Origin of the sequence: Demequina lignilytica (assembly GCF_030418375.1) — a bacterium.
GTDB lineage: Bacteria > Actinomycetota > Actinomycetes > Actinomycetales > Demequinaceae > Demequina > Demequina lignilytica.
Window position 1 is genome coordinate 13,524 of record NZ_JAUHPZ010000011.1, and the last position, 22,583, is coordinate 36,106.

20 protein-coding genes and 1 pseudogene are annotated in these 22,583 nt (G+C 66.8%); 2 read left to right on the forward strand and 19 right to left on the reverse strand.

Annotated elements, in window-relative coordinates; all coding sequences use genetic code 11:
• Window positions 1-6: 6 nt before the first annotated feature.
• Genes QQX13_RS12110 through QQX13_RS12120 form a run of 3 tightly spaced genes read right to left on the reverse strand, consistent with a single transcriptional unit; the run spans window position 7 to window position 3,456 of the window.
• The gene (locus QQX13_RS12110; protein WP_301120603.1) at window positions 7-1,362 is read right to left on the reverse strand and encodes a M20/M25/M40 family metallo-hydrolase; all 1,356 of its coding nucleotides are present in this window, start codon (window positions 1,360-1,362) and stop codon (window positions 7-9) included.
• On the reverse strand, window positions 1,359-2,951 hold the full coding sequence (locus QQX13_RS12115) for an MFS transporter (protein WP_301153504.1): 1,593 nt from the start codon (window positions 2,949-2,951) through the stop codon (window positions 1,359-1,361). Before QQX13_RS12115 ends, QQX13_RS12110 begins: the two co-directional genes overlap by 4 nt.
• Window positions 2,848-3,456: an AbiV family abortive infection protein gene (locus tag QQX13_RS12120; RefSeq protein WP_301153468.1), complete on the reverse strand. Its 609-nt coding sequence runs from the start codon at window positions 3,454-3,456 to the stop codon at window positions 2,848-2,850. The genes QQX13_RS12115 and QQX13_RS12120 overlap by 104 nt, the downstream gene beginning before the upstream one ends.
• Window positions 3,457-3,675: 219 nt before the next feature.
• Between QQX13_RS12120 and QQX13_RS12125 the strand changes: the two genes are divergently transcribed.
• The gene (locus QQX13_RS12125) at window positions 3,676-4,434 is read left to right on the forward strand and encodes a hypothetical protein (RefSeq protein WP_301153469.1); all 759 of its coding nucleotides are present in this window, start codon (window positions 3,676-3,678) and stop codon (window positions 4,432-4,434) included.
• A 259-nt stretch (window positions 4,435-4,693) separates the two neighbouring features.
• Here QQX13_RS12125 and QQX13_RS12130 read toward each other — a convergent pair whose 3' ends face one another.
• The 8 genes from QQX13_RS12130 to QQX13_RS12165 form a co-directional block, all read right to left on the reverse strand.
• On the reverse strand, window positions 4,694-5,245 hold the full coding sequence (locus QQX13_RS12130; RefSeq protein ID WP_301153471.1) for a hypothetical protein: 552 nt from the start codon (window positions 5,243-5,245) through the stop codon (window positions 4,694-4,696).
• Window positions 5,246-5,834: 589 nt separating this feature from the next.
• Window positions 5,835-6,566, reverse strand: a complete 732-nt coding sequence (locus QQX13_RS12135) for a hypothetical protein (RefSeq protein ID WP_301153472.1) — start codon at window positions 6,564-6,566, stop codon at window positions 5,835-5,837.
• Between the two features lie 173 nt (window positions 6,567-6,739).
• Window positions 6,740-8,050, reverse strand: a complete 1,311-nt coding sequence (locus QQX13_RS12140; protein ID WP_301153473.1) for a hypothetical protein — start codon at window positions 8,048-8,050, stop codon at window positions 6,740-6,742.
• Between the two features lie 279 nt (window positions 8,051-8,329).
• Window positions 8,330-8,899, reverse strand: a complete 570-nt coding sequence (locus tag QQX13_RS12145) for a hypothetical protein (RefSeq protein WP_301153474.1) — start codon at window positions 8,897-8,899, stop codon at window positions 8,330-8,332.
• 225 nt (window positions 8,900-9,124) lie between these two features.
• The gene (locus tag QQX13_RS12150) at window positions 9,125-9,586 is read right to left on the reverse strand and encodes a hypothetical protein (RefSeq protein ID WP_301153475.1); all 462 of its coding nucleotides are present in this window, start codon (window positions 9,584-9,586) and stop codon (window positions 9,125-9,127) included.
• The gene (locus tag QQX13_RS12155; protein WP_301153476.1) at window positions 9,583-10,323 is read right to left on the reverse strand and encodes a hypothetical protein; all 741 of its coding nucleotides are present in this window, start codon (window positions 10,321-10,323) and stop codon (window positions 9,583-9,585) included. Before QQX13_RS12155 ends, QQX13_RS12150 begins: the two co-directional genes overlap by 4 nt.
• A 160-nt stretch (window positions 10,324-10,483) precedes the next feature.
• Window positions 10,484-10,888, reverse strand: coding sequence for a hypothetical protein (locus tag QQX13_RS12160; protein ID WP_301153477.1), 405 nt, complete (start codon window positions 10,886-10,888; stop codon window positions 10,484-10,486).
• Window positions 10,885-11,307, reverse strand: coding sequence for a hypothetical protein (locus QQX13_RS12165; protein ID WP_301153478.1), 423 nt, complete (start codon window positions 11,305-11,307; stop codon window positions 10,885-10,887). Before QQX13_RS12165 ends, QQX13_RS12160 begins: the two co-directional genes overlap by 4 nt.
• Before the next feature lie 614 nt (window positions 11,308-11,921).
• Between QQX13_RS12165 and QQX13_RS12170 the strand changes: the two genes are divergently transcribed.
• Complete coding sequence (locus QQX13_RS12170) at window positions 11,922-12,323, forward strand: TA system antitoxin ParD family protein (RefSeq protein WP_301153479.1); 402 nt, start codon at window positions 11,922-11,924, stop codon at window positions 12,321-12,323.
• Between the two features lie 146 nt (window positions 12,324-12,469).
• Here the strand turns inward: QQX13_RS12170 and QQX13_RS12175 are convergent, their stop codons facing one another.
• The 8 genes and pseudogenes from QQX13_RS12175 to QQX13_RS12210 form a co-directional block, all read right to left on the reverse strand.
• Entirely contained in the window at window positions 12,470-13,906 is a 1,437-nt protein-coding gene (locus QQX13_RS12175; RefSeq protein WP_301153480.1) for a restriction endonuclease subunit S domain-containing protein, read from the reverse strand.
• The gene (locus tag QQX13_RS12180; RefSeq protein WP_301153481.1) at window positions 13,903-15,801 is read right to left on the reverse strand and encodes a type I restriction-modification system subunit M; all 1,899 of its coding nucleotides are present in this window, start codon (window positions 15,799-15,801) and stop codon (window positions 13,903-13,905) included. The genes QQX13_RS12175 and QQX13_RS12180 overlap by 4 nt, the downstream gene beginning before the upstream one ends.
• 182 nt (window positions 15,802-15,983) lie before the next feature.
• Window positions 15,984-16,535: a hypothetical protein gene (locus tag QQX13_RS12185; protein ID WP_301153482.1), complete on the reverse strand. Its 552-nt coding sequence runs from the start codon at window positions 16,533-16,535 to the stop codon at window positions 15,984-15,986.
• Complete coding sequence (locus QQX13_RS12190; RefSeq protein WP_301153483.1) at window positions 16,528-16,788, reverse strand: hypothetical protein; 261 nt, start codon at window positions 16,786-16,788, stop codon at window positions 16,528-16,530. Before QQX13_RS12190 ends, QQX13_RS12185 begins: the two co-directional genes overlap by 8 nt.
• A complete protein-coding gene (locus QQX13_RS12195) occupies window positions 16,788-19,034 on the reverse strand; it encodes a hypothetical protein (protein ID WP_301153484.1) in 2,247 nt (748 codons plus the stop codon). The genes QQX13_RS12190 and QQX13_RS12195 overlap by 1 nt, the downstream gene beginning before the upstream one ends.
• A complete protein-coding gene (locus QQX13_RS12200; protein ID WP_301153485.1) occupies window positions 19,027-20,730 on the reverse strand; it encodes a hypothetical protein in 1,704 nt (567 codons plus the stop codon). Before QQX13_RS12200 ends, QQX13_RS12195 begins: the two co-directional genes overlap by 8 nt.
• 61 nt (window positions 20,731-20,791) lie before the next feature.
• Entirely contained in the window at window positions 20,792-22,315 is a 1,524-nt protein-coding gene (locus tag QQX13_RS12205; RefSeq protein ID WP_301153486.1) for a site-specific integrase, read from the reverse strand.
• Between the two features lie 78 nt (window positions 22,316-22,393).
• Window positions 22,394-22,555, reverse strand: a pseudogene (locus tag QQX13_RS12210) (MFS transporter); the annotation flags it as partial.
• Between the last annotated feature and the right edge of the window lie 28 nt (window positions 22,556-22,583).

Here is a 22,583-nt window from a genome sequence, read left to right on the forward strand (position 1 = left end):
ACGAGGCTAGCCGCGCATCCACGCCTCGTCGGAGGCGAGCAGCGCGCGGTAGAACGCGACGCCGCGGCCGAGCGACTCGACCTCGACCTTCTCGTTCGGCCCGTGCACGGCGGCGCGCTGGTCGCTGCTCATCCGGAGGGGCGCGAAGCGGTAGGTGGGGCCGAGGTGCGCGAGATGCCGCGAGTCGGACGCCGCGAGCATGACGTAGGGCACCACGAGCGCGTCCGGGTACGACGCCGCGACCGCGCCCGTGAGGGCCGTCCAGGCGGGGCTGTCTCCGCGAGGCGACACGGGCGACGGCTCCGAGGGCTCCTCGATGTCGATCCGGACGCGGGGATCCCGGATCACGCGTCGGACGTGCGCCACCGCCTCATCGACGCCGGAGCCCACGGCGACCCGGATGTTGAGCGTGGCGGTGGCGGACGTCGCGAGCACGTTGTGCGCGGGGGATCCGCGCAGCTGGGTGATGGCCACCGTGGTGCGGGTCATCGCCGCGAGCTCGGCGCCCAGGCGCGGCAGCAGCCGTGCGAGCAGCCAGCGCAGCGCGCCCGCGCGGCGCATCACCGCGCCCCTCGCCCCGCCCAGCCGCGAGCCGACCGCCTCGAGCAGCTCGACGTTGACCGGGTGCAGCGCGGAGGGGTGCGGGTGCGCCTCGATCCGGCCGAGCGCGCGGGCGAGGATCCCCGGCGCGGACTCCCGCGGCGGCGTGGACGCGTGGCCGCCCCTGCCCTCCACGGTGAGCGTCACGTCGACGATCCCCTTCTCCGACGCCCCGATCACGGCCGCCTCGCCCTCGAGGCCCGGGAAGGCGCCGAGCGTCACGGCGCCGCCTTCGTCGAGGATGAGCGCGGGCGCGACGCCGCGCGCCTCCAGGAGCGTCGCCGCCTGGATCGCGCTGTCGCCGTGGGACTCCTCGTCCGCGCCCAGCGAGAGGTACAGGTCGCCCGGCGGCGTCCACCCCTCGCCGAGCAGGGAGTCGACGGCCTCCAGCGCGACCGCCAGCGCGCCCTTGTCGTCGAGGGTGCCGCGGCCGTGGACCCACCCCTCCGAGATCACGCCCTCGAACGGGCCGTGCTCCCAGCCCTCGGCGGCCCAGTCCTCGGGCACGGGCACCACGTCCTGGTGGGCCATGAGGACCACCGGGGAAGCGCCGCCGCCGGGTATCCGGATGAGCAGGCCCGCGCGGCCGACAGTCTCGACCTCGTGAGCGAAGACCCGGGGGTAGAAGCCGCGCAGCGCGGCGCGGAAGGTCGCGAACGTGGCGGCCGTCGCATCGTCCAGCGGCCCGTGCGGCGGCGTGATGGTCGGTACGCGCACCAGCGCGGCCAGGCGGGACGCCACCTCCGGGGCGGCGGGGATCACAGCAGCTCCTCCGCCTCGGCCACCTTCGCATCGGTGTTGTGCGTGAACGCGACCTTCGGCACCGTGAGGAGGGCCCCGGTCGCGACCAGCGCGGTCACGCCGCAGATCGCCCACACCGTGACGTACCCGCTCAGGGAGCCCGCGGTCGAGTCGCCCGCGGCGGCCGCGACGCCGGACGCGAGCGCGATCGCGAAGGCGGTGGAGGCGAACGCGCCGCCGATGGTCTTGGTGGTGTTGGTGAGCCCGGTCGCGACGGCGGTCTGGTGCGACGGCGCCGCGGCGGCCGCCGCGGCCGGGAGCGCGGCGACGAGCATGCCCGACCCGAGCCCGGCGACCACCATGCACGCCACCACCTGCGGCACGCCGGAGTGGAAGGGGATGAGCGAGAGGTAGCCGGCCGCGACCAGCAGCGAGGCCCCGATCAGGACGATGCGGGGGCTCATCAGCTGCGACAGGCGGGCGAAGACGCCGGCACCGATCAGCAGGGACAGCACGTAGGCGCCGATCAGGTAGCCCGCGGTCGCGGACGTCAGGCCGAGCCCGTAGCCGACGGTGGCGGGGTCGGTGCGGGCGAAGGTCGACAGCGGCGCCTGCGCGCCCAGCACGCTGACGCCGAACAGCGCCGAGGTCAGGATCACGGGCCACATCGTGGGGCGGCGCAGCATGGTCATGTCGACGAGCGGGTCGTCGGACCGCCGCTCGACCCGGACGAACACCCACAGCAGCGCGAGACCGACCGCGACCAGGAGCACCACCCAGCCGGAGAAGCCCGTGCGCCGCATCACGGACAGGCCGCCCATGATCGCCAGCAGCGCGAGCGTCAGCACCACGGTGCCCGTCGAGTCGATGCGGCCGCCGCCGCGGGCGCCCGTGTCGGGGACCTTCACCAGCACCACGACGCCCGCGAGGGTCACCATGGCTGCGGGGATCGACAGGGCCGCCCACAGCGGCAGGATGCCGCCGAGCTGGCCGCCGACCACCGCGCCGAGGATCGCGCCGGCCTGCAGCGCCATCACGATCACGCCGGCGCCCCGGCGGGTGAGCGCGGCGCCGTCCTCGCGGTCGCGCGCGCGGGTGTGGATGATCGCGACGTTGAGCGGCAGCCACACCACGTAGAAGCCCTGCAGCGCCCACGCGACGATGAACAGGGGGAAGGTGGGCGAGAACGCGATCGCCCAGCTCGCGGCGGCCGTGAGCGCGAGGGATCCGAGGAGCACCTTGCGGTGGCCCACCATGTCGCCCAGCCGGGCGAGCACCGGCACCACGATCGCGCTCAGCAGGAGCTGCGCCGCCTCGTAGTCCCGACTAAATACAGTGATTCGGGAACGGGCCCTCTGAACCCCCTCCGCAGGTGCCCTCAGGTGCTGAGAAAGTCCTCGGTGAAGACTGGTTGGTGATCCAAGTCGACTACCAGCGCAGCGCTCCCGAGGGCTGGCTTGAAGCGCTCGGCCAACGACCCAACAAGCAGGCCGCTTGGTGAGTTCGTCAGCCTGCGTCGGAGGGCTCGTGCCTGTCGCTGACCTGCTTGAGCCGCAGCTCGTCCTCCGCGAAGTCCAGGCGGGGCCTACTTGCCCGCAACGAGTCGTCAGCGATCGCCCACAGCACCGAGTGCGCGACTTCCCAGAGGTCGTACGACAACGCGGGCCGTTCGACCCGGCTCGGGACGGTGAACTCGCCCGACTCCTCAAGATCGACATAGAAGCCCTTCTGCTTCGCGACGTTGTCGGCGACAGCCCACTGCCGGTTGCCGGCAAGCCTGTCGGCCTCCCACTCCGCGAGACCGTCACCCGTGAGCACGAAACGGGCTTCATCGTCCGCCAGGAACTCGTACGCCTGAGCGAGCTTCGGCACATGGCGTCGGCCGTGGTCCTGGAGTTCTGGAACCTCGACAGGTGGATGGTCGTCCTCGCGCCAGGCCCGCCGGCATGCGCTGCTGACCCACGAGGCCTTCCCTAGCTCTTCGTGAGCCAGAACGATGAGCGACTGCGTGCGCGGAGAGGGGTACAGCAGATCCGCCTCGATGACGAGATCCGCAGCGTTCCGCACGAGAGCATGCCAGAAGTCACGCGCTGCCGACGGTGTCATCGCAACCATGCCTGGATACTAAAAGTTGAACCAGGCTCCCAGCACCGGCACGCGCCGAACGTTCCCCGCTCCTTCGTGCAAGACAGCGGCTGCCTAGATCGCGTCGGCTCACCGAGACGTCTTGCCGACGCCGTTGATGGAGACCATCCCCGAGCGCTCCCATACGACACCTAGACCGGTCGCTGCTGCGGCGATGCGTGAACTGCGGCGATTGCGGGATGATCGAGCATGATGAGCGACGAGCCGACCTCAGCACCTCGCTATGCGTGCGCATGCGAGGCGCTCTACCAGGGGGCGTTCCCACCCCGCTGGTGCGACACACACACGCCCCTTTCAGTCCAGCGTGTTCGCCCGGACGATCCACCGCCAGACGTGCCAGCACTGCCGAACCTCGCCGACCTGCTCGTAGTCATCGAGACGCTGCATCGATACCACGACCAGCCCGCACCGATGAGGTTCGACCCGGACATGATGCGCGTCGCATGGACGCACCTGATCATGCTCGCGCTACGAGCGGACACACCCACAGAAGCGCTGGAGAGAATCTGGCGTTCACGCGACCGCGTCATCATGGCAGCAGCGATCGGTCGCCTCAGCCTGGACCGCCGCCGCGAACTGGCGCACCATCGCAGCAGCGACGTGCGATGGGCGGTCGCGCATGTCTCGTCCGAGCCGGAGATCCTTGCGTCGCTCGCCGATGACCCCGACCCGTATGTCCGAAGCGGCGTGTCGTTCATCGCGAACTCGCGCGATAGCCGCAAACACCGCCCCGCACTCATCCGCCAGGCAGCGCTCACATCCACCGTACAGACGATGTGGGAACGCCTCGGCGTCCACCCCGACAACGTGGCCGCGCAGACCGAGCTGAGAGCCATGGCGTGGTGGAACCTCGCGTGGGGTACGCCCGAGATGGACGCCATCCTTGAGAAGTACCCGAACCCTGACCTCCACGACGCTGACGAGCCGCCGCGCAGCACGCTCTTCTGAGGGCGTATCGCGCCACGCGCGAACACCCGGGGGCCTCATCGGTCTGGGTGTTTGCGCGCACTTGGGTCATCGGGGGTCTGCTGCAGCACATATCCGCCGTCCTCGTGGGCGATGCCGTCGACGCGGCAACGGTATTCACCTCGCGCCACGCCCGATCGACTGCCCCCACGACTGCGACGAAGCGAATCCTGAATCAACTCCTAGGGCGATCGCTGACCTGCACGTACGCACGCGCGCACGACGCCTCAGGCGTCGCCGCTCACGCGCCGTCCCGCGGCCTGAGTTGGTGGATCGTGGCCGTCCTGGTCGGCAAATGCTCGACCTCGTAGGCGTGCAGCTCGTCGTACGCCTGCTTCATGGCCTCGACGGCGGTGTCCCGTTCAGCCTTGGCGGCGTTCCGCGCCTTGAAGGCCGCTTCCGTCCGCCCCACTTCGCGCGCCAGTTGCAGCTTCACGACATGGACCTCGCGGATGAAGTGCTCAGCGGCGGCCTTCCAGTTGTCGGCCCGACCCAGCCTCTCCTTCGACTGCGCCTTGAGCCGCTTGACCTCGGCTTCGAGTTCCTCGATGCGACTGGTGAGTTCGACCTCGCGGGCCGTGAGGTCTGCACCTGCGGCGGCGCGGACGGCCTCGGTGAACGCGTCGCGCTCTTGCTCGTACTGACGGTTGAGCCAGTTGAGGTTCACGCCCGCTTCCTTGGCGAGCCCTCGGACACTGGTGACGCCAACCTCGATGTGCTCGGGGGTGCCGGCGAGGATGCGTGCCTGCGCCTCCCGGATGCGTCGGACGACGTTCGAGTCCCGCTCAACCATCAGCGACCGCCTCCCTGGTTGATCTGTGCGATGGGCAGCACGCGCCGCCCCGCCCAATGCGCGTCGGCCATTGCCTGATGCCGGGCGGCCGACTGGCCGAGTCGCACCTGCCTGGGGAACGGCACCATGGGGCTGCTCGCCTCGGCGCGAAAGCGCTGAGCCTCAGCTTCGGCTGCCCTCGCGTCCTCGTCTGTGCGCACGAGGCAGTCGCAACCAGTAGTCCCGACTAAATACAGTTGTTCCGGAACGAGCCCTCCGGAGCCCCACCCGAGGTGCCCTCAGATGCTGAGAGCGTCCCCGGTGAAGACTGGTTGGTGATCCAAGTCGACTACCAGCGCGGCGCTCCGCCCACTCCCGAAGACGGCGACAACCCTGCGCAGCCAAGACCCCCGAGCCAGCACTTGGCACCCCCGGTCCGCGCCGCCCGAGCGCCGCGTCGGCCACTCGCGCAGCGGACCGCGACCGGCGTGCACCAGGCGCAGTCAGCGCGCCGCCGCGGTCGTAGAGGCAGCAGCACGACAAGCCCCGCCGCGGCCCGCTGCGCGCCGAATCGAAGCCCCTCACCGCCGGCACGGAGGGTGCCTTCACATCAAGCGCCTGCCGGGGCTGCCCCGGACGAATCGCGAGGGAGATCTTCGACCAGCCCGTTGGGCCCAAACCAGCGGACCTCGCCAGAGGTGAACCTCACCTCGCCCACTAACCGGTCAGCCAACTGCCAGTCGGTGAGGTCCGGCTCATCCTGACCACTCTCGGGCCGGAAGCCCCACGGCCGCGGGCCGTCGCGGCGAACCTCCGGCACAGGGAAGCGCGCCGGCATAGGCTCATCGCCTGCCACGGCGCGCAACGATCGCCGCACATACTCGACGTAGTTCAGGAGGTCGGATGCGTCGCGCCGACGGAGTTCCTCGGCGCGGTCGGGCTGCCTCAACTGACCGAACCTCACCATCCAGACCAGCGCGTCCCACCGTTCCTGGAGGTCTTCGGGGAGCGCGTGTACATGGCTTGAACCTGCTTGCAGTAGGGCAGATGCGCGGATCTCGCGGTTCTGATGGACGTCTGCGGTAGCCGAGACGCGCACGAAGTACGGCGTGCGGTCCGCGTCGCTCGGCAGTGCGGACGTGAAGTCGGCCAGCGCAGCGATCAGATGGTCGGCAGCGAAGGCGCGTCGTCGATCCTCGTCGGCACGCTGCGCTTCCTTCCGCTCCGTCGCTGCGAGGTCAGTCTCATGGCTCAAGACCTTCGCGGTCTGCCGAGCGCCGACCCACGCGGAGAGACCACCACCTACGAGCGCACCCAAGAGTGCCGCCAGCATCTCAGTCATGGTGACCAATGTATGACCCTGCTCCGACGCGGCGGTTGGTGCACCATAACTACGGGTAGTGCCCGACGACAAACTTTGCTGCGCGGAATCCCCCTGTTGCGCGCGGGTGCACCAATGGAGCCCAGCGGGCCACGCCCGACCGACGGAAGGACCAAACTAGACCGCTCGGCCTTTCAAGCTCGGCTGTCGAGCGCCTCCGACACGATCAGTACGTTCCGGAGTGCGGCTTTGGCGCTTGTGCGCCCTACAGCCTGCACAGCCGCCGTTGTGCCTGCGTCCGCCGCCGCTCCGACTGCACTCGGGATGGCGGCTGATGCGACGTCAATCGCCGGGCTCATCGCCATGTTGTAGCTCAAGCCCGCGGCTGTGCCCAGCGCGAACCCACGCATCGCTCCCGTGAAGAGTTTCCCGAGGGCGGGGCCAGCCTTGCGGCGAAGGTCCCGTGCGAGTCCGGCGAGCTCTCCGCGTGCCGCGGCAATGGCCCGCTTGTCTCGCAGCCCGTTGTGGTACACCTCCGAGAGGACCTCGCTCATTGCGCCGCGCCACGCGTCAAATACCTCCGCGTCAGCTCTGATCTTGACGATCTCCGCTCCGGCGAGCTGATTTAGCGATGGGATCTGAATCTGCAGCAACATCTGCTCAAAGGTGTCTGTGGGCTTCCACCTGGAGAGGTTCCCCTGGCTCAGGAGATGCATCGCTCCCGAGTGGTACCGCGCGTGCTCCGCAGTCGGGAACCAGGTGTCCGCGCCCGGGATCTGCGCGTAGTGCTGTCTGTTCAGATCGACCAACTCGTCTCGCCATTCCCCGAAGCCCTCAAACAAGAGGGCGACGCTGAGTCGGGCTCGCGCGATGGGGTCGTGCCGCGCGCGCCAGAGAGATGCCCGGAGCCTTGCGACGTCGAGGACTGTGGTCGGGGCTCCACCGTCGACTACGAGCTCCGTGAACCGGAGGAACTCGGGACTGTCCTGCACGGCGGAGCTTGAGATATCGGCATGGAGGACGCCATTCGGCGGTGCATGGAGCTGCACGGTTCCTGCGTCGACGAGGGGCAATGCGTCTCGGTAGTCGCGGAGCGTTTGACGCACGACGAGGCCCCAGAACTCGCGGTTCCTTACTTTGTCCTGCCAGTCGAACATCTGCGCGATCGGATCGATGAGGTGGACGCGGTGACTGAAGAGCAGGGCATGCCGAATGTGCGCGATCGGCACCGAGTTGCGTGGTGGAGGAAGCCCGATCCCCATCGACCGCGCAGAGTAGTTCCCCTCTACGTCGTACAGAGCCGGCGCTAGTTCGCTAGGTCGCGCTGTGACGTCTCTTGCGCGCCGTGCCTCGCTCAGCAGTTCGCGCGTCTGCGCCGCACGCTCCTGAGGCAACAGTTGGTCGAGAACCCCGTTCCCGTGGCGCGCTGCATCCTCGATGTCACTGAGGGAGTGTCCGATCGAGCGCTCAACGAGTTCAAGATCAGATCCCGCGCTCACGGCCATCCGACGTCCCCTCACCGACTAGAAGTTGTGCCTCACCGTCACACGCCAACTCGCCCTCGTCGTGTCAGGCATCGGCGATCGCGATCATCTCAAAAGGCGGTCTGGCGCCAGCAAATCACGCAAGTCGCCCCCATTCCAGACTGCATACGGGGCGTCAACAACCGGACGTCCGACAGTCCTCGGCAGGTGCCTTCAGATGCCAGGAACCTCCCGGGTGAAGACGAGTTTGTCATCGCAGTCGATCACCGCGAGCGGCCTCCAAAGGGCACGCGGCGCTACTCAGTCAGGATCATGGGAACTCTTCCACTGGGAGTACTCGTCAGCGGACAGGCCCCACTGCTCCGCCTGCTCACGGTCACGCCAGTTCAGCTCCGAGTGATCCCCGTACCAGAGGTGCTGGCGCATCTTGCGGGGCATCCCATCAAGGTGGTTGTAAGCATCGTCAGAGCCGACGGAATGCGCGCGTTCAAGCTTGTCCTGCACGCGCCGTGCGTACTTGATGTGGTGCAGGTAACTCGGTACCAACGATTCCCACGCCTGCCGACGCGCGCGGACAAGCGCCGCCCACCCACCGAAGAACATCGACACCGTCACCGCCAGACCCAAGATCATGAAGTTGACCAGCAGTCCCTCAGGATCACGGAACCCCAACGCCGCTAGCGCAAGGATGCCGCCGAAGATGCCGGTCCCGGCCGCTCCGAGGTACCGCACCTGCGCGGATTCCGGTTCCCGCATCCCGCCCGGCATCGACCGGTGTGGCCCCTTCGCGCTCTCCTGTCTACGCCTCAGCTCCTCTTGCTCCTTGTCGGTCAGCACCGACCAGTCGAAGCCCTCAGGAAGACCTCTCATGATCCCCTCCTCGCGTTTCCGCATGGTACAACCGCATACGCGTCGCTGAGCGGTGTTCAGCGAACCGTGCGAGCGCTGGCGCCTGGTCGTCAAGTGAGAGGGCGTTTGCGGATGTCGCGGTCTCGCTGCTCGGCGGTGAGCCCGTCGACCTGAGCGAAGTCATTCCGCGGTTGAGCCGGGACGACCTGGACTACGTGCTTGACGCGCTCGCGCGAGCCGCGGGACTCAGGGGCGCACATCTGGTGGTCCTGTCCGACGCCTAGTCCGGCGTGCGGAAGGCACGCCTTCCGTCTCGGCGACGAACGCCCGTGCGAGATCCAATGGGATGTCGAGCCCGCGGGCCGCTCGGATCCACGAGTAGACGCTGAAATTGTTCAACTCCCTCCGGCGAACCTTCATCCACCACGCGATGGTCCAGCCATCCTCGGTGGCGGGTGCGAGTTGCCTCTTGAGCTCGACGATTTCGCTGTACAGGGCCCTGTCCTGGAACTGCCACGCGGGGTACAGGCAGTGTCCGTCTGACGTGCGGGTTTCGATGAGACGCTCGCGGGGCAGGAGTCGGGGGCATGTGCCCAGCGCGAGTGCCGCAGCATCCGCGTCGTAGAACGGACCGATCAGCGCGTCCCACTCCGAGAGTGCAGGGGTACCGCGGCTCACATCGAACCAGCGTTCGTTAATCGACATCATGTCCTCTCAGGGTCCGTGTGCCAGGTGGGGTCAGTAGCGTGATCGATGCGGATGATCGAAGCAGCAGGCGGCGTCCTGATGCGGCTGATGAGATCGCCTGCTCCGAGGAAGAGCTCGTGGGTGGAGCCGACCTGTAGGAGCTGCGGGATCCCCTCCGCGAGACGCGCGGGATAGCTCATCACCCATAGCAGCGCCATGGGCGGTTCCTCGCGAGGGAGCCCCCCGCTCGTAGCCGGGCGGGTAATCCTGGCATGCGAGCAGTTTGGGCCGCAGAGGTCGAAGTCGATGGTCGTTCCGTCGACGCACACCATGCGGCACTCCAGGCCGCGTGTGGTGTGGACGTTCACCCAGGAGACGGCTGATCGATCGGTGTCGGCGCAAGGCGTCACGGCGCTGTCGGGTCGGATCGACATCACGGGTGCGGTGACGATCTCGTGGGCGCTTTCGCGAAGCCATACGTACACGTGGCATCGCTGGCCGGTGCGAATCCGGTTGGGCATGACGGGCTCGCTTGGCGGTGTCCCCGGACCGGGTGTCGACCGCGCCCACAGCACAGTCATCGGCTGCCGCGGAACCATCGTCGGGACGGTGGCCGGAGCCGGCTCGATGACGACGGTCGGAGCGCCCGAGATGTTCAGGTCGAAGTCGAGGACGGTGCCGTCGGAGCACTGGGCGCGGTAGCGGCCGATGGTGAGATCAAGCAGCAGGTCCTCACCTGACTCGGTTGTGCCGCTCATCGCGCGCCACTCGCACGCGGGTAGCCGGCCCGCGCAAAGGAACCGAGGACTGCCGCACGGTCGCCTCTGACGGCGCGTGCGCCGAGAGGGCGAGGAACGGCGGATCTCGGCAGAAGTGCCTCGACGGCGAACGCCTTGGGGGCCGAGCAGAGCGGGCATGTCATGGCGCAGCCAGCCAGTCAGGGAGTTCATCGACCTGCTCGATGGCGCGGCACGCACTGCTCGCCACCCAGTAGGCGCCACCGTTGCGCCCGGTGAGATCTGGCGTGTGGAACGTGTGGGATGACCCGACCCGCAACGTCCACTGCTTGGTCGTCGTGTCGACCTCGGAACGCGTGAGCCATCGGGAGCCGTTCCACTCCACCGGCATCGAGATGAGCGCTGTGGCGGGTTGCCAAGCGAAGTCGAACCTCCCGCGCATGCTGTCGCGCCCGGTAGCGCGGAACCACCGGGGCACGCCAGTGTCGAGCCGCGAGTCGACCACGTAGACGGTCTGAGACATGAGGGATGACGCGACATAGATTCCCGGCCGGTTCAGCACGTGCACTTCCGTCACGTCATTCATTCGGGGCGCCCCTCAGCGGCGAGGCTGTCGTCGTCGTTGTCGCGGGCGAGTAGGCGCCATTCGGGGAGTGAGTCGATCCTGACGATCTTCTCGAGGGTGCGGGCGATCCACCAGCCGTCGATCGCCGGGGAGTAGTAGTCGAAGCGGTGGCGCGACTCAACGCGCAGCACCCATCGACGGACATCGGCGAAGTCAATCTCGTCCCGGGCGAGCTCGCGCAGACCATCGACCACGCGCGGCCCAGACTGGAGATCGACCAGTTCCACCCATGAAAAGTCCGCGGGGCCAGTGCTGGTGTCGCCATGCCCGGGCGCGCGCAGAAGCAGCGGCGGCCACAGGCGAGCGTCGACGTAGTACACGGTGGGCGACGAGCTCTCGAGGCGATAGATGCCCCGAGCCGCCGGCTCGTTGAGGTCCACATAGTCAGTCACGGAGCGCCTCCGCACTCGACCAGCCACCCACGAGGGGCGCGTGCAGCCGACACGCCTCGAGAGACTCGCAGGCCCTGAATGATTTTCCTCAATGCTTTTCCTCACTATCGCATAGAACTCGACGTACACCGCTCCGAGAAATGCATCGTAGAGGAAGTACGGCGCGAAATTCAAGCATCAAGAGGCGCTCAAATCACCTGATAGATACGCCATTCATGAGAAGTCAGTCTTGCATGTATGAACAATTTCTGACATGAAGAAGGATGTTCTTTCTGACCATCTTGAAAGTGTTCTAGAAGATATTCAAGAAAGTCTTCTTGCATGATTCACCGCTACTCCTACCCGCGCGAGAATCGCCGCCCGGGGTCAGCGATGTGCGACGGGCCTGACGCTGCGGGCGCAGGCTCGGTCGACGGTGCGGTCGAGTACGGCCCCCACCGAGCCCGGCCGCCACGGCGATACGGAGTCCGAGCACTTCACACAGACCGGGGTTCGGGCCCGATTCGGCTCATTCGCTTGGTGCGGAACCTCAAGTCGGTGCATCATCGCTGGGCCTGCGAACACGGGGCCGCGAGCAGCGCTCGAGAGCTATCGTGGCGTGCATGGTCAGGGAGAGCCGACCGACGCGAGTGCCGCTCGACGTCTATGAGTCTGCCAAGGTGGCGGCAAGTGTCACCTCTCGAACGGTCGCGCAGCAGATTGCACACTGGGTGCGATTGGGGCGGGAACTAGAGCTGTCGCCTCAGGTGACGTATCGGGATGTCGTTCGGGTCCTCGCCGGGCGCAGTTCCTATGACGCGTTGTCCGTCGACGAGCAAGCGCTCGTGCGTCGAGTGTGGGCGGAGCGGATTGCTGAGCACACGCGCCAGCTCGATTTCGCCGACGAGCTAGGCCGCACTGGTGCGCAGTACTCCGAGTTCGACGCTGAGGGTGTAGTCCCGGCTGAAGACAGGGACTCGGGAGCTCGCCCGCCGGACAGCCTGGGCCGAGGACGTCCCCAGTGAAGACTGGGTGATGCTCCGAGTCCGTCACCACAGCAGCGGCCCTGATTGACCCCCACCGGAGCAGGCTGCTCCACACCTTGACGACACGACACCCGGCTGATACTCGATCGGCGATGGTCGGAGTGCGCCGGCGTGACAACTGGGGGTCAGAGTTGCACACCGCCGACATGCTGCTCGATGAGGGCCTCCGCGCGCTCGGTGGCTTCAGTCTCAAGGCCGTCCGCGAGATAGAACATCTCGATGGCGCTCTCCATGAGGTCGGCAATCTCAGCCTCGACGTCGGACCCGAATCTCGGGAACCGGATGGTGCGAACGTCGACGGGGTCGAGGTGGGGCACCGAGGTGCCCGACGCGTGCCGGATCACGAGCGGGCGGCCGTACTCGGGGTGGTTGAGCACCGTCTGGAGGTATCCGATGCGCACCTGGTCGAGGTCCGGCTCAATCCTGATGAGGTCGTGGCTCCCGAAGACGCCCGCATGCGCCTCGGTGGTGACGAGCGTGCGACCGAGCAGCCCGTATGTCTGACCTGAGCACGCCATGATGAGCCAGCCCGGCTCCAGCATGTAGCGCTCGGGGTTGTCGAGAAGACCAGCGTAGATGCGCTTGGTCACTGCGGCGTTCACGTCAAAGAGTTCGCCCGCACTCCGGTACGGCGTGCCATCAGGGCCGAAGTGCCGCTTGAAGCGGTTGCCGAGCGCGATTCGGCTGCACACTTCGCCGAGGGTGCTCGTCCCGTTGGTCGCGGAGGACTCCACGAGGGAGGACAGCTGCCGGACTTCGGCGCGAACTGTCTGTCCCTCGAATCGACGACGCCCTGACATCAGCTCCGTGACGGGCACGGACTGGGCGATGGACGAGACGATCTCCACGCCATCGGGGTTCAGGTGCTCGCCGTACAGTGCGAACGCGCGCTGCTCTGTCTCGAGTGCCTGGGCTCGGAGTTGGACGGCCCGCGCGGCAAGCGCGCCTATCTCCGATCGCACGTCAGGTTCCGCGGTGAGTACCGGCAACGCGAGCACATGTTCCGGCTCGAGATGCTTGATCATGTGGCCGTACTGGGCGCTGCGCGTCATCGCGTAGAACGACGGTGTGCGCATGTATGCGTAGAGCCAGCCAAACGACTCCGGTTCATGGGCCACCACGCGTAGGAGATCGTCCGTGATGACAGGCCCGACGTGGTGGGCGTAGGGGGTCGTCACTCGTCCAACCTCACCCGACCGCGTGAGCAGAATCCAGCCGAGCTCGACCGTGCGGCGATCGATGTCGTTGATCATGCCCCGTGCGAGCCACTTCCTGATGCGAGGTCGAGCTTCAAGCACTTGGCCTGCCGACAGGTACGGGACACCGACGTCCGCACGCGTCTCGTAGCCCTTGAGTCGGGACGGTTGCCACACTTCGGCGAGCGTCGAGAACGCCGAGACCTTGTCGCCCAGAGACTCAAGACGACTCCGGATGCCGTATCCATCGGTGAGGTAGGTGCGCGCTTCCAGTCGGCGATGGCCCGAGAGCAACAGTTGGGCCGGGACACCTGCCCACGCCGGTCGAGGTGCCGCGACGCGTGCGGCGAGAGTCGCGGCCGTCATGCGCCAGCCGCGAGCCACTCGCGGTACTCGGCGGCGATCTGCTGGGTGTTGTCATCCACTACGCGCTCCTGTGCGAGGTGGAGCAGCTCGGGCTCGTCGGCGTCCAGCCCCGACGTAACGGCGTCTGCGCTCTCAGCGATGATCTCGAAGCCGTTGTCGTCGCGCACGTACGTTGTGTTGCCCCGCTTGTCGTGACCGATGTGGTCGCAGATCGCCATGAAGACCTCGTAGGAGTTGACCGTTCGCGCTGCCAGCTCGATAGCGATCTCATCGTCGGTCTTGCGTTGAACGATGAGCACGGAAGTCTGCACGCTGGTCCCGGGCTGGAACGTGTCTGGATGGAGGTCGACCGAAGCGAGCAGGCGCGTGTTCCGGAGGAGCCACTGGCGAACGAAGCCGAGGCCGGGGCTGCCGAGTATTCCGTCGGGAAGCACCATGGCAGCGACCCCTGTGCCTGGCTTGAGGAACTTGACGCAACGCTCGATGAACAGGATCTCCGGGGGGCGCGAGGTGGTCTCGTCCTTCATTGACCAAAGGTCTTCGTCATCGTCGTAGGACCATGAATGGCCGAGTTCGTACTGGCTCAGGATCGCTGGATCGTCGATCGGGATCTTCGACCCGAACGGCGGGTTGGTGATGACGTAGTCAACACTCCCGAGGAGTTCACGCGTGCGTAGCGTCTCGTCCCACAGCGCTGGGTTGGCGAGCGAATTGGCCTGGTAGAGGCCCCCTGAGCCGTCGTTGTTCATGACCATGTTCATCTTTGTCGCTCGGACCAGACTCGGGTTGAAGTCGATGCCGACCAGGTTGTTCGACAAGTAGCGCGTCACGCGCTCGCGCAGGGCATTGGCCTGCAACGCTTCACTGCGGCCCGACCTGCGAACGTCCGCGCGAATGCGCGGGACCACGTGGTTCATGGCGGTGATCAGGAACCCGCCTGTCCCGCAGGCCGGGTCGAGCACGAGCGCGTGCTCATCCGGGTTCAGCATCTCGACCATCATCTTGCAGACGTTGCGCGGGGTGAAGAACTCACCGCGGTCGCCCCGGAGGTTCGAACCGACGACCTCCTCGTACGCCTTCCCCTTGACGTCAACATCGCTCTCCAGCAAAGCGAACGACTGGAGCTGCGTGACGATGTAGGTGAGCACGTTGGGGTTCAGGTCGATCTCGTCGGTGGCCTTGAAGATCGTCGGGTAGGACCGCTTGACCTCGTCGAACAGCTTCGCGACACGCTTGGCGCACTTCAGCGCGCCGGTCATGTTGTTGCGTTCCGTAGCGGTTGCGTAGAACGTCGGCCGGTCTGAGTTCCGCTCATCGTGGATCTTGCAGAAGATCAGCTTCAGAAGCTCCCAAAACGCTTCCGGCTTCTGCAGGCCCTGGTTGCCTGAGATGTAGTCGTGCGCGCGTCGGAACGCGAAGAGCAGCGAGTCCGAGGCGGCCGCGCGCAGCTGGTGGAACTCGGGCCGATCGTCGTCGACAGTGTCGCCGGCGTGCGGCAGGTCGGGGATCTCCTCGGGCTTGCGCTGCCCCTTGGTTGTCACCATCCGGTACACCGCAAGATCGCTGCCGTTCGTCCACATGCCGACCTCGACATTGGGGCATGCCGCCATGTAGCTCACCAACTGATCAACGCCGTCGGTGCGCGACTTCGGGTTGGTGCCGAGCGCCTTGCACTCGACGATGACGCCCATCGACTCCTGCTTGTGGTCTGCGTCGGGCGGGAAGATCGCGAGATCGACGCGTGCGCGCTTGCTCCCGATGCGGATCGGGAACTCAACTTCGATGTCCTTCTTCGCGTAGCCGTACTCGCGCACCAGCGACTTCGCGATCTCCTGGCGCACATACTCCTCTGGCGTGTCCGCGCGCTGAGTGGTGCCGTCGATGAAATCAAGCACTTTACCAGGCTCGACGATGACCAGGGGGCGCGGTGTTTGAGCCTCAGACGTCATGGAGTGCAGTCCCTTTCACAGCGAGCGTTGCGCTCGATACTAGTCGCGTACGAAGGGGCGCGGCCGCGCGCGATCCAACATCAGCGCGACCCCCATCCAGCCCGCCCGCCGCGCGAGACAGGCCACCCTCACGCACGGTCTTCGGGCCCGACCACACGGGGCGTCCAAGAGCGTCTCGGCAACTGCTCGGCCTCGTAGGCGTGCAACTCGTCGTACGCCTGCTTCATGGCCTCTACGGCGGCGTCCCGGTCTGCCTTGGCGGCGTTCCGCGCCTTGAAGGCCGCCTCTGTCCGGCCTGCCTCGCGCGCCAGTTGCAGCTTCACGACATGGACCTCGCGGATGAAGTGCTCAGCGGCGGCCTTCCAGTTGTCGGCCCGACCCAGCCTCTCCTTCGACTGCGCCTTGAGCCGCTTGACCTCGGCTTCGAGTTCCTCGATGCGACTGGTGAGTTCGACCTCGCGGGCCGTGAGGTCTGCACCTGCGGCGGCGCGGACGGCCTCGGTGAACGCGTCGCGCTCTTGCTCGTACTGACGGTTGAGCCAGTTGAGGTTCACGCCCGCTTCCTTGGCGAGCCCTCGGACACTGGTGACGCCAACCTCGATGTGCTCGGGGGTGCCGGCGAGGATGCGTGCCTGCGCCTCCCGGATGCGTCGGACGACGTTCGAGTCCCGCTCAGCCATGTGCGACCTCCCTCGACCCAGATCGTGACGCGCTGGCGTCACGGATAGACACCTTGAACAGCGTCAGCAGCCGCTCCGTCTGCTTGTCCGTCAGGCCTACCTCCTTGGCGAGCAGACTGCGAACCTGCGCGGCCCGGCGGTGCGCCTGGCGGCAGGCGTCCCCGCAGAACTCTCTGGCGCGACCCTGGGTGCGGTCCGACTGCTCGATCGGCTCGCCGCAACGCTTGCACCAGCCGGGGCTCTCTGTGGCCATCAGCGACCGCCTCCCTGATTGATCTGCGCGATGGGCAGCACGCGCCGCCCCGCCCAATGCGCGTCGGCCATTGCCTGATGCCGGGCGGCCGACTGGCCGAGTCGCACCTGCCTGGGGAACGGCACCATGGGGCTGCTCGCCTCGGCGCGGAACCGCTGAGCCTCAGCTTCGGCTGCCCTCGCGTCCTCGTCTGTGCGCACGAGGCAGTCGCAGCCAGGATCACAGCCCTCAAGGTCGGGTCCTTCCGGTCCTCCTTGGCACTTCCCCTGACCGTCGTACAGGCACATGGCGAACTGGCGAGGGTTGTTGAATACCCGGCCCTCGCCGTGGTCCTCGACGTGCTCCTTCACGAGCCGCTTGACCCTCGACTCCTTGGGCTCGTACCGCGCGCGGAACGGCTCCAGAACCTCGAGCAGCCGGTCGACGGCGGGACCGCTCACACCGCCACCGGCGACGAGCGACCGATCGATCTCCGCGAGCATCTCGGCATGCTCAGCCTTCTGCTCCGGGGTCATCCCGTACGTCGGCCCCACGGTCGACATGTCGGAGTACCCGCTGCGACCCAGGCCGCGCTCCGCGTGACCGAGCGTGAGCATGCTGGCGAACTCACCGTTGGGCTGGCGCTGCGTGTAGATGTCGAAGGAGCGACGGAGCTGCCGCGGGCGCAGCCGGAACTCCGGGTCGTCGGGGTCTTCGATACGGACGGGGTGCGCCAGCCGACCCTGCACGCGGTCGCTGTTGATGTAGGCGATCGCGACGTCGAACCTTTCGGGCGCGGACTCGGCGGTCCAGCACGCTCCGCTGTAGTCGCCGTACCCCTGACGCGCACCACCGGACGGAAACAGCCACGGCTCATCCACTTCCTGGTGTCTACCCAGCGACTGCAGGAGCTTGACCGCGTCGACCACGATCTCCACCGCCTGCCACTCCTTGGGCTCACCCTTCAGGGACTTGTTCTTCCAGGTGAACCCATGAAGGTAGTGCGCGCGAATCCCACCGTCCTCCTCAGGCGGGACCTCCTCGAGACAGTCGAGGGGCAGCGTCGCGATCTCTTGCGGCCTCGCGCTGGTGCCGCACCCGATCAGGACGAATGCGGCCACGTAGACGCTCTTGATCAGCGGTGCAGAGAGGAACGACCACGTGGAGTACGGCATGAGATCACACCAGTCGATGGTGTCGCGCCACGGCCGCCCATCGACTCCCGAGCCAGTGATCGGCTGCGCGACAGGGCAAGGCATCTCGGACACGAGCCACCCCCTCGCATGCGGCCTCCGACTGCGCGCCTTCTCGCTCCATTGAACGTTGCGCTTCAGCGCCTCCACCGCGAACCCGCTGAGATAGGCGAGGTACGGGTACAAGATCTCGCCGTCTTTCGGCGCGGCCGGATGTCGCGGCAGCGCCCCGTACTCCTCGACGAAGCCTGTGAGCCAGGCGCGGATCTCATCGTCGTCACCGTCACGGCACTGGGCGAGTCGGTCGAGCACCGCGGCGCGAGCGGCGACGATGTCGGGACCAGCTTCCCGGATCAGGCACCGGCACCACGCGAGCAGCGGGTCGAGCATCGCCTCGGGGATCACCTCGGTACGAGACCCCTTTGCCTTGCCCGACAGCGCCTTGGGCTCACGGAACCCGTCCGCCCAGGACGGCACCGGGAGTCGATCCTCCTCAGGGAGCCACGGTGCCAGGTCCGCGATGCGAGTGAGCTGAGGACGAAGCCCGCCCGCCCACACGCCAGGACGCTTGGGCTGATCCTCGTGCCGGTACTGATCAATCATGCCGGGCGTGAAGTCGCGCAGGCGTTCCAGTCCCTGCGCTTCACCCCAGGCGAGCAGGTCACGGAGGTGCCCGAGCAGCATCCTCACACTGTCGGGACCCATGAACCGCATCGCCTGCGCACCCGGACGACTCAGGGAACGCGGGTGAATGCCACGGTTGATGAGCAGGTAGGCGACGCGACGCACCGTCTGCGCGACCTCGTCGGGGCGCTCATGGTTGTTCGGGAAGAGGAATGGGATGGTCACAGGCGCAGCACCAGGCTTGCGGCCGAGCGCGTCGAGCTGCCAACGATCGTCCCCGTATCGGGGCATCTCGGCAGCACTGTCGACTACGCGGTGCCCCTCGATAGCGTCCGCATCGGCCGCCGGCTCCCGCCACCCCTCGCCCTTCTCGGGCGTAGCGATCCCGGGTGATGGGGTGTGGTCGGGCAGGGTGTGCGGTAGAGCCCTGGCAGCCGCGCCGTCAAGCATCGTATTCACCCTTCAGGAGTCGTCGGACCTCGCTCTTGTCGTCCTGCGAGGCGGTCCGCGCTGTGCGCTTGATGCCCTCCTCATCGAGCCGCACTTCGGTTCTGAGGAAGTCGTCCAGTCGGAGGTAGTGGGGTCGGTACGACTCCCACACGCGCGCCGTGAACGCTGATCGGCGATCCTCCAGCGCCTGCCACAGGTACGCCAGACGGGGCACGTGGCGAGGTGTCACCACCGCGTTGGGGCAGGCCAGGCAGGCCATGAAGGACTCTGTGCACGGCGCACCCGTGATGGGGTTGTGAGTGATGTCCTCGCACGCGACCGTCGCGGTGTCACTCTTGCCTGAGAGCACCTTAGGACTCGCGTCGGCAATCGGTGTGATCCCCAGGTGGAAGCGCTCAGCAGAGGCGTCGAACCCCATCTGCGCGCCCTGAGCGTGGATGCGCCGAGCCTCCTTCATCACCTCAGGGTTGTTGCGCATGTAGTCGTTGAAGAACGTGTTCAGCGTGTTGTTGACAGACCCCACGTTGATGACTGTCTCGAAGGTGCGGTGCAGCATCTGGAAGTCGAGTCTGCCGACGCTGTCAGGCACCCATGAGGCACGCTTGCGGGTGGTGTTGGCGTCGGGCACGCCCCAGGACACCGAGCCCAAGACGCGTCGGCGATCCGCTTCAGCGCCTGGGTTCCCAACCGCACCCGAGTAGAGGATCAGATGATCGTCAACCACACCCTGCAGCCGCACGTGTTCGCGGATGGGGTGGGTAGCCCGCGTGATCAGGGATACCCAGTGCGCGCTGCTCGCCTCAGTGCCGGACTCGAATAACGCGGTGTAGTGGGCACGGCTCGGGCCTCGTCGAGGCTTGCTCGTCGACATCGTGAGGTAGTCCGCCTCATCGCCCGCCCCCGCCGCACGCGAGGCGATCCGCAAGGAGCCGATGTCGCTCATGTTCCACCCCTCGGCGCACATGACCAGCGTCACCATCGCCAGCGCCTCGGTTGGCGAGGGTGCGAGCCAGTTGAGATGCGAACAGCCTCCCACTGCCTTCACCCTCATGGACGCGTAGTCGCGCCAGCGACTGGGGTGCATTGCCTCGCCGCCGGTCAGCAGTCCGTGCAATGCCGCCTGGAGACGCTCGGGCGATCGGGGATTGCAGTCTCTCCATGAACCGAGGTCAGCGCCCGCAAGGGCCATCTCGTAGTAGCGCTCAATGCGCTCGACTGCGCTCTCCACGACCTGCTGCGCTGCCGCCTGCAGCTCGTCAAACTGCTCCCTCGTAAGGAAGTCTCGCGAACCGCTGTCGAGCGTGGCGTGAAGCTGCTTGGACCACCGCAGCGAACTGCGGGTCGTGGACGGCAGTACCGGGATAAGCCCCATCCAGGAGCGGAGCGATCGCTCAAAGCCCGCCGCGGTCGTCTCTCTCCAGTCTCGTGCCGTGCCCAGCGTCTGGAGCACGTCTTCGATGACCGTGTGCCTCACCTGACTGAAGCAGGTCACACCTGCGGCTTCCAGTGCCCCGAGGAGCATCCGCGCCTTCTCGACGTTGGGCGTGACGGTCTGGTCGCTGCCCCATGCGCCGCTCTGAGTCTTCACGTGGAAGGCGGCAAGGACCTGCTTCCGCAGAGTCTCACTTCCCGGCCAGTCTGAGGCGTCGATGATCCTCGGCTCGGTCTCGCCCGTGGCGGTCCACTCGACGGTCATCGCGTCGAGGTTCAGGCGCTCCTGGATGACGGGGACGGTTGAGTTCCTCGCCCGTGGTGCCTTAGCCAACGTCACCCTCCTTGCCTACGAACACGGTGCCTGTGTCGAGCACGAGGTCGGCCCCAGCAGTCATCCTCGAGATGACCTCTGACAACTCGCCGGTGAACCCCTCGCCGAGCAGCTCGCCCACCCACAGCGTCTGGGCGGGCTTGAGGTAGGTCTTCCTCGTGGTCTCCACATCTGCGTGGCCCAGGAGGTCGCGCACCACGTCGAACGCGACCTCGTACCGGTCCTCGTCGTACTTCTCCGGCTTGCCGCCCTTGCGCTCGTCGATGCGACGGTGAAGCGCCAGCAACTGCCACAGCGCGAACGTGAAGCGCAGGCTGTGCTGGCTCAGATTCGGGATGTCCTCGGGGGCCATCCCGAGCACTTCGCACTGATCGAACACACGATCGTTGGCGCGCTCGAAGATCTTCTCCACACCGGACGTCGACATCGGCAGTCCATCGTCGTTGAGCCACAGCATCAAGGGCTCCAACCGGCCCTTCTCGTCGCGAACGAACATGCCGCGACGGTCATCGCCAGTCAGCGGCTCAAAGGAGCCGGAGCGGCCATCCTCAGCCACCCAGCGACGCCTGCGGCCCGTGCCCTCGAAGGTCACGACCCGGACGTCATGGCGGCGCGCGAAGGCGTCGTACCGCTTCTTGTCCTTGGCTCGCTTCACCGCTTTCGCTCGCTCCCCGGAGACATACCGCTCAATGCTGTGCAGGCCGATCTGTGACGGGGTGTAGATCCGGCTGTTGCCAAACTTCGCGACACCCTCGGGGAGTCGGACATTGCCGGACATGGCGGGGAGCTCGACGGTCAGCAGCGTCGACTGCTCCCGCGCTCGAAGCGCCGTCGTGACCATGAAGTTCACGTAGGCGACGTCCCTCAGGCGGTTCCTGCCGCCCTTCCACGAGGGATCACGCTCGCCCGCCCGAACCGCGTTGCCGTCACGCACCGCCACACAGCCCTGCAGGCCGACGTCGCGCCACATCTGGTAGGTGTCGGGGGTCGCCCAACGGACGCGCGGGGCGCTCGACTTGACGGTGATCGTGTTGCTGTTGCTGCCTTGCTTTCGAGAGGCGCGCTCCGGGATCGGCGAGTGGTCGACCAGACGCTCCCTCTCGGCCCATCGGTACAGGTCGTGCAGTACCGACAGCGTGTCAGTGCTGAAGGTGGCCTCGCTGATCGCTCCGCCGTCGGGGTGGAACTTGGACTGCGTGCGGTAGTCCTTGAACGCCCAGAAGTGCCACTCCTGCGCCTCGGCCCAGTCATCAACGCCGACCTCGGGATGCGACAACCACTCCAGCCAACGCGTCAGCGCCCGAGCCCGGTTCAGCCTCGTCTTCGAGAGCACGTCGCCCATGCCGTAGGCGAAGAACCCCACGAGCCGGTCGTCGATCTCCAGCGATGGCGAGACGATGATCGGATGCTCGTCGCGGAGGAGCATCTCCTTCTCGCGCTTCGGCAGGTCAGCGATGGCGTCGAGCTCTTCAAGCCAGCCCTCAGGAGCGCCGCGTTGGTCATCGACTTGGATCACCAACCAGTCTTCACCGGGGACGTTCTCAGCATCTGATGGCACCTGAGCAGACTAGGACTGAATCACTCCACTGTCTAGACTAGATTCGAACCAGTTGACGTCGGCGTCGTGGATCCCGAGGTGGCGGGCGATGTCGGTGAGAAGGGGCGTGTAGTAGCCCTGGATCACCCCGGAGGATGCCTCGACGACCACCAACGCGCCGACGATCCCGCCGGCCAGCCTCATGCTCGTGCGTGCCATAGGCGGAATGCTCCCACCCCGATGTTTC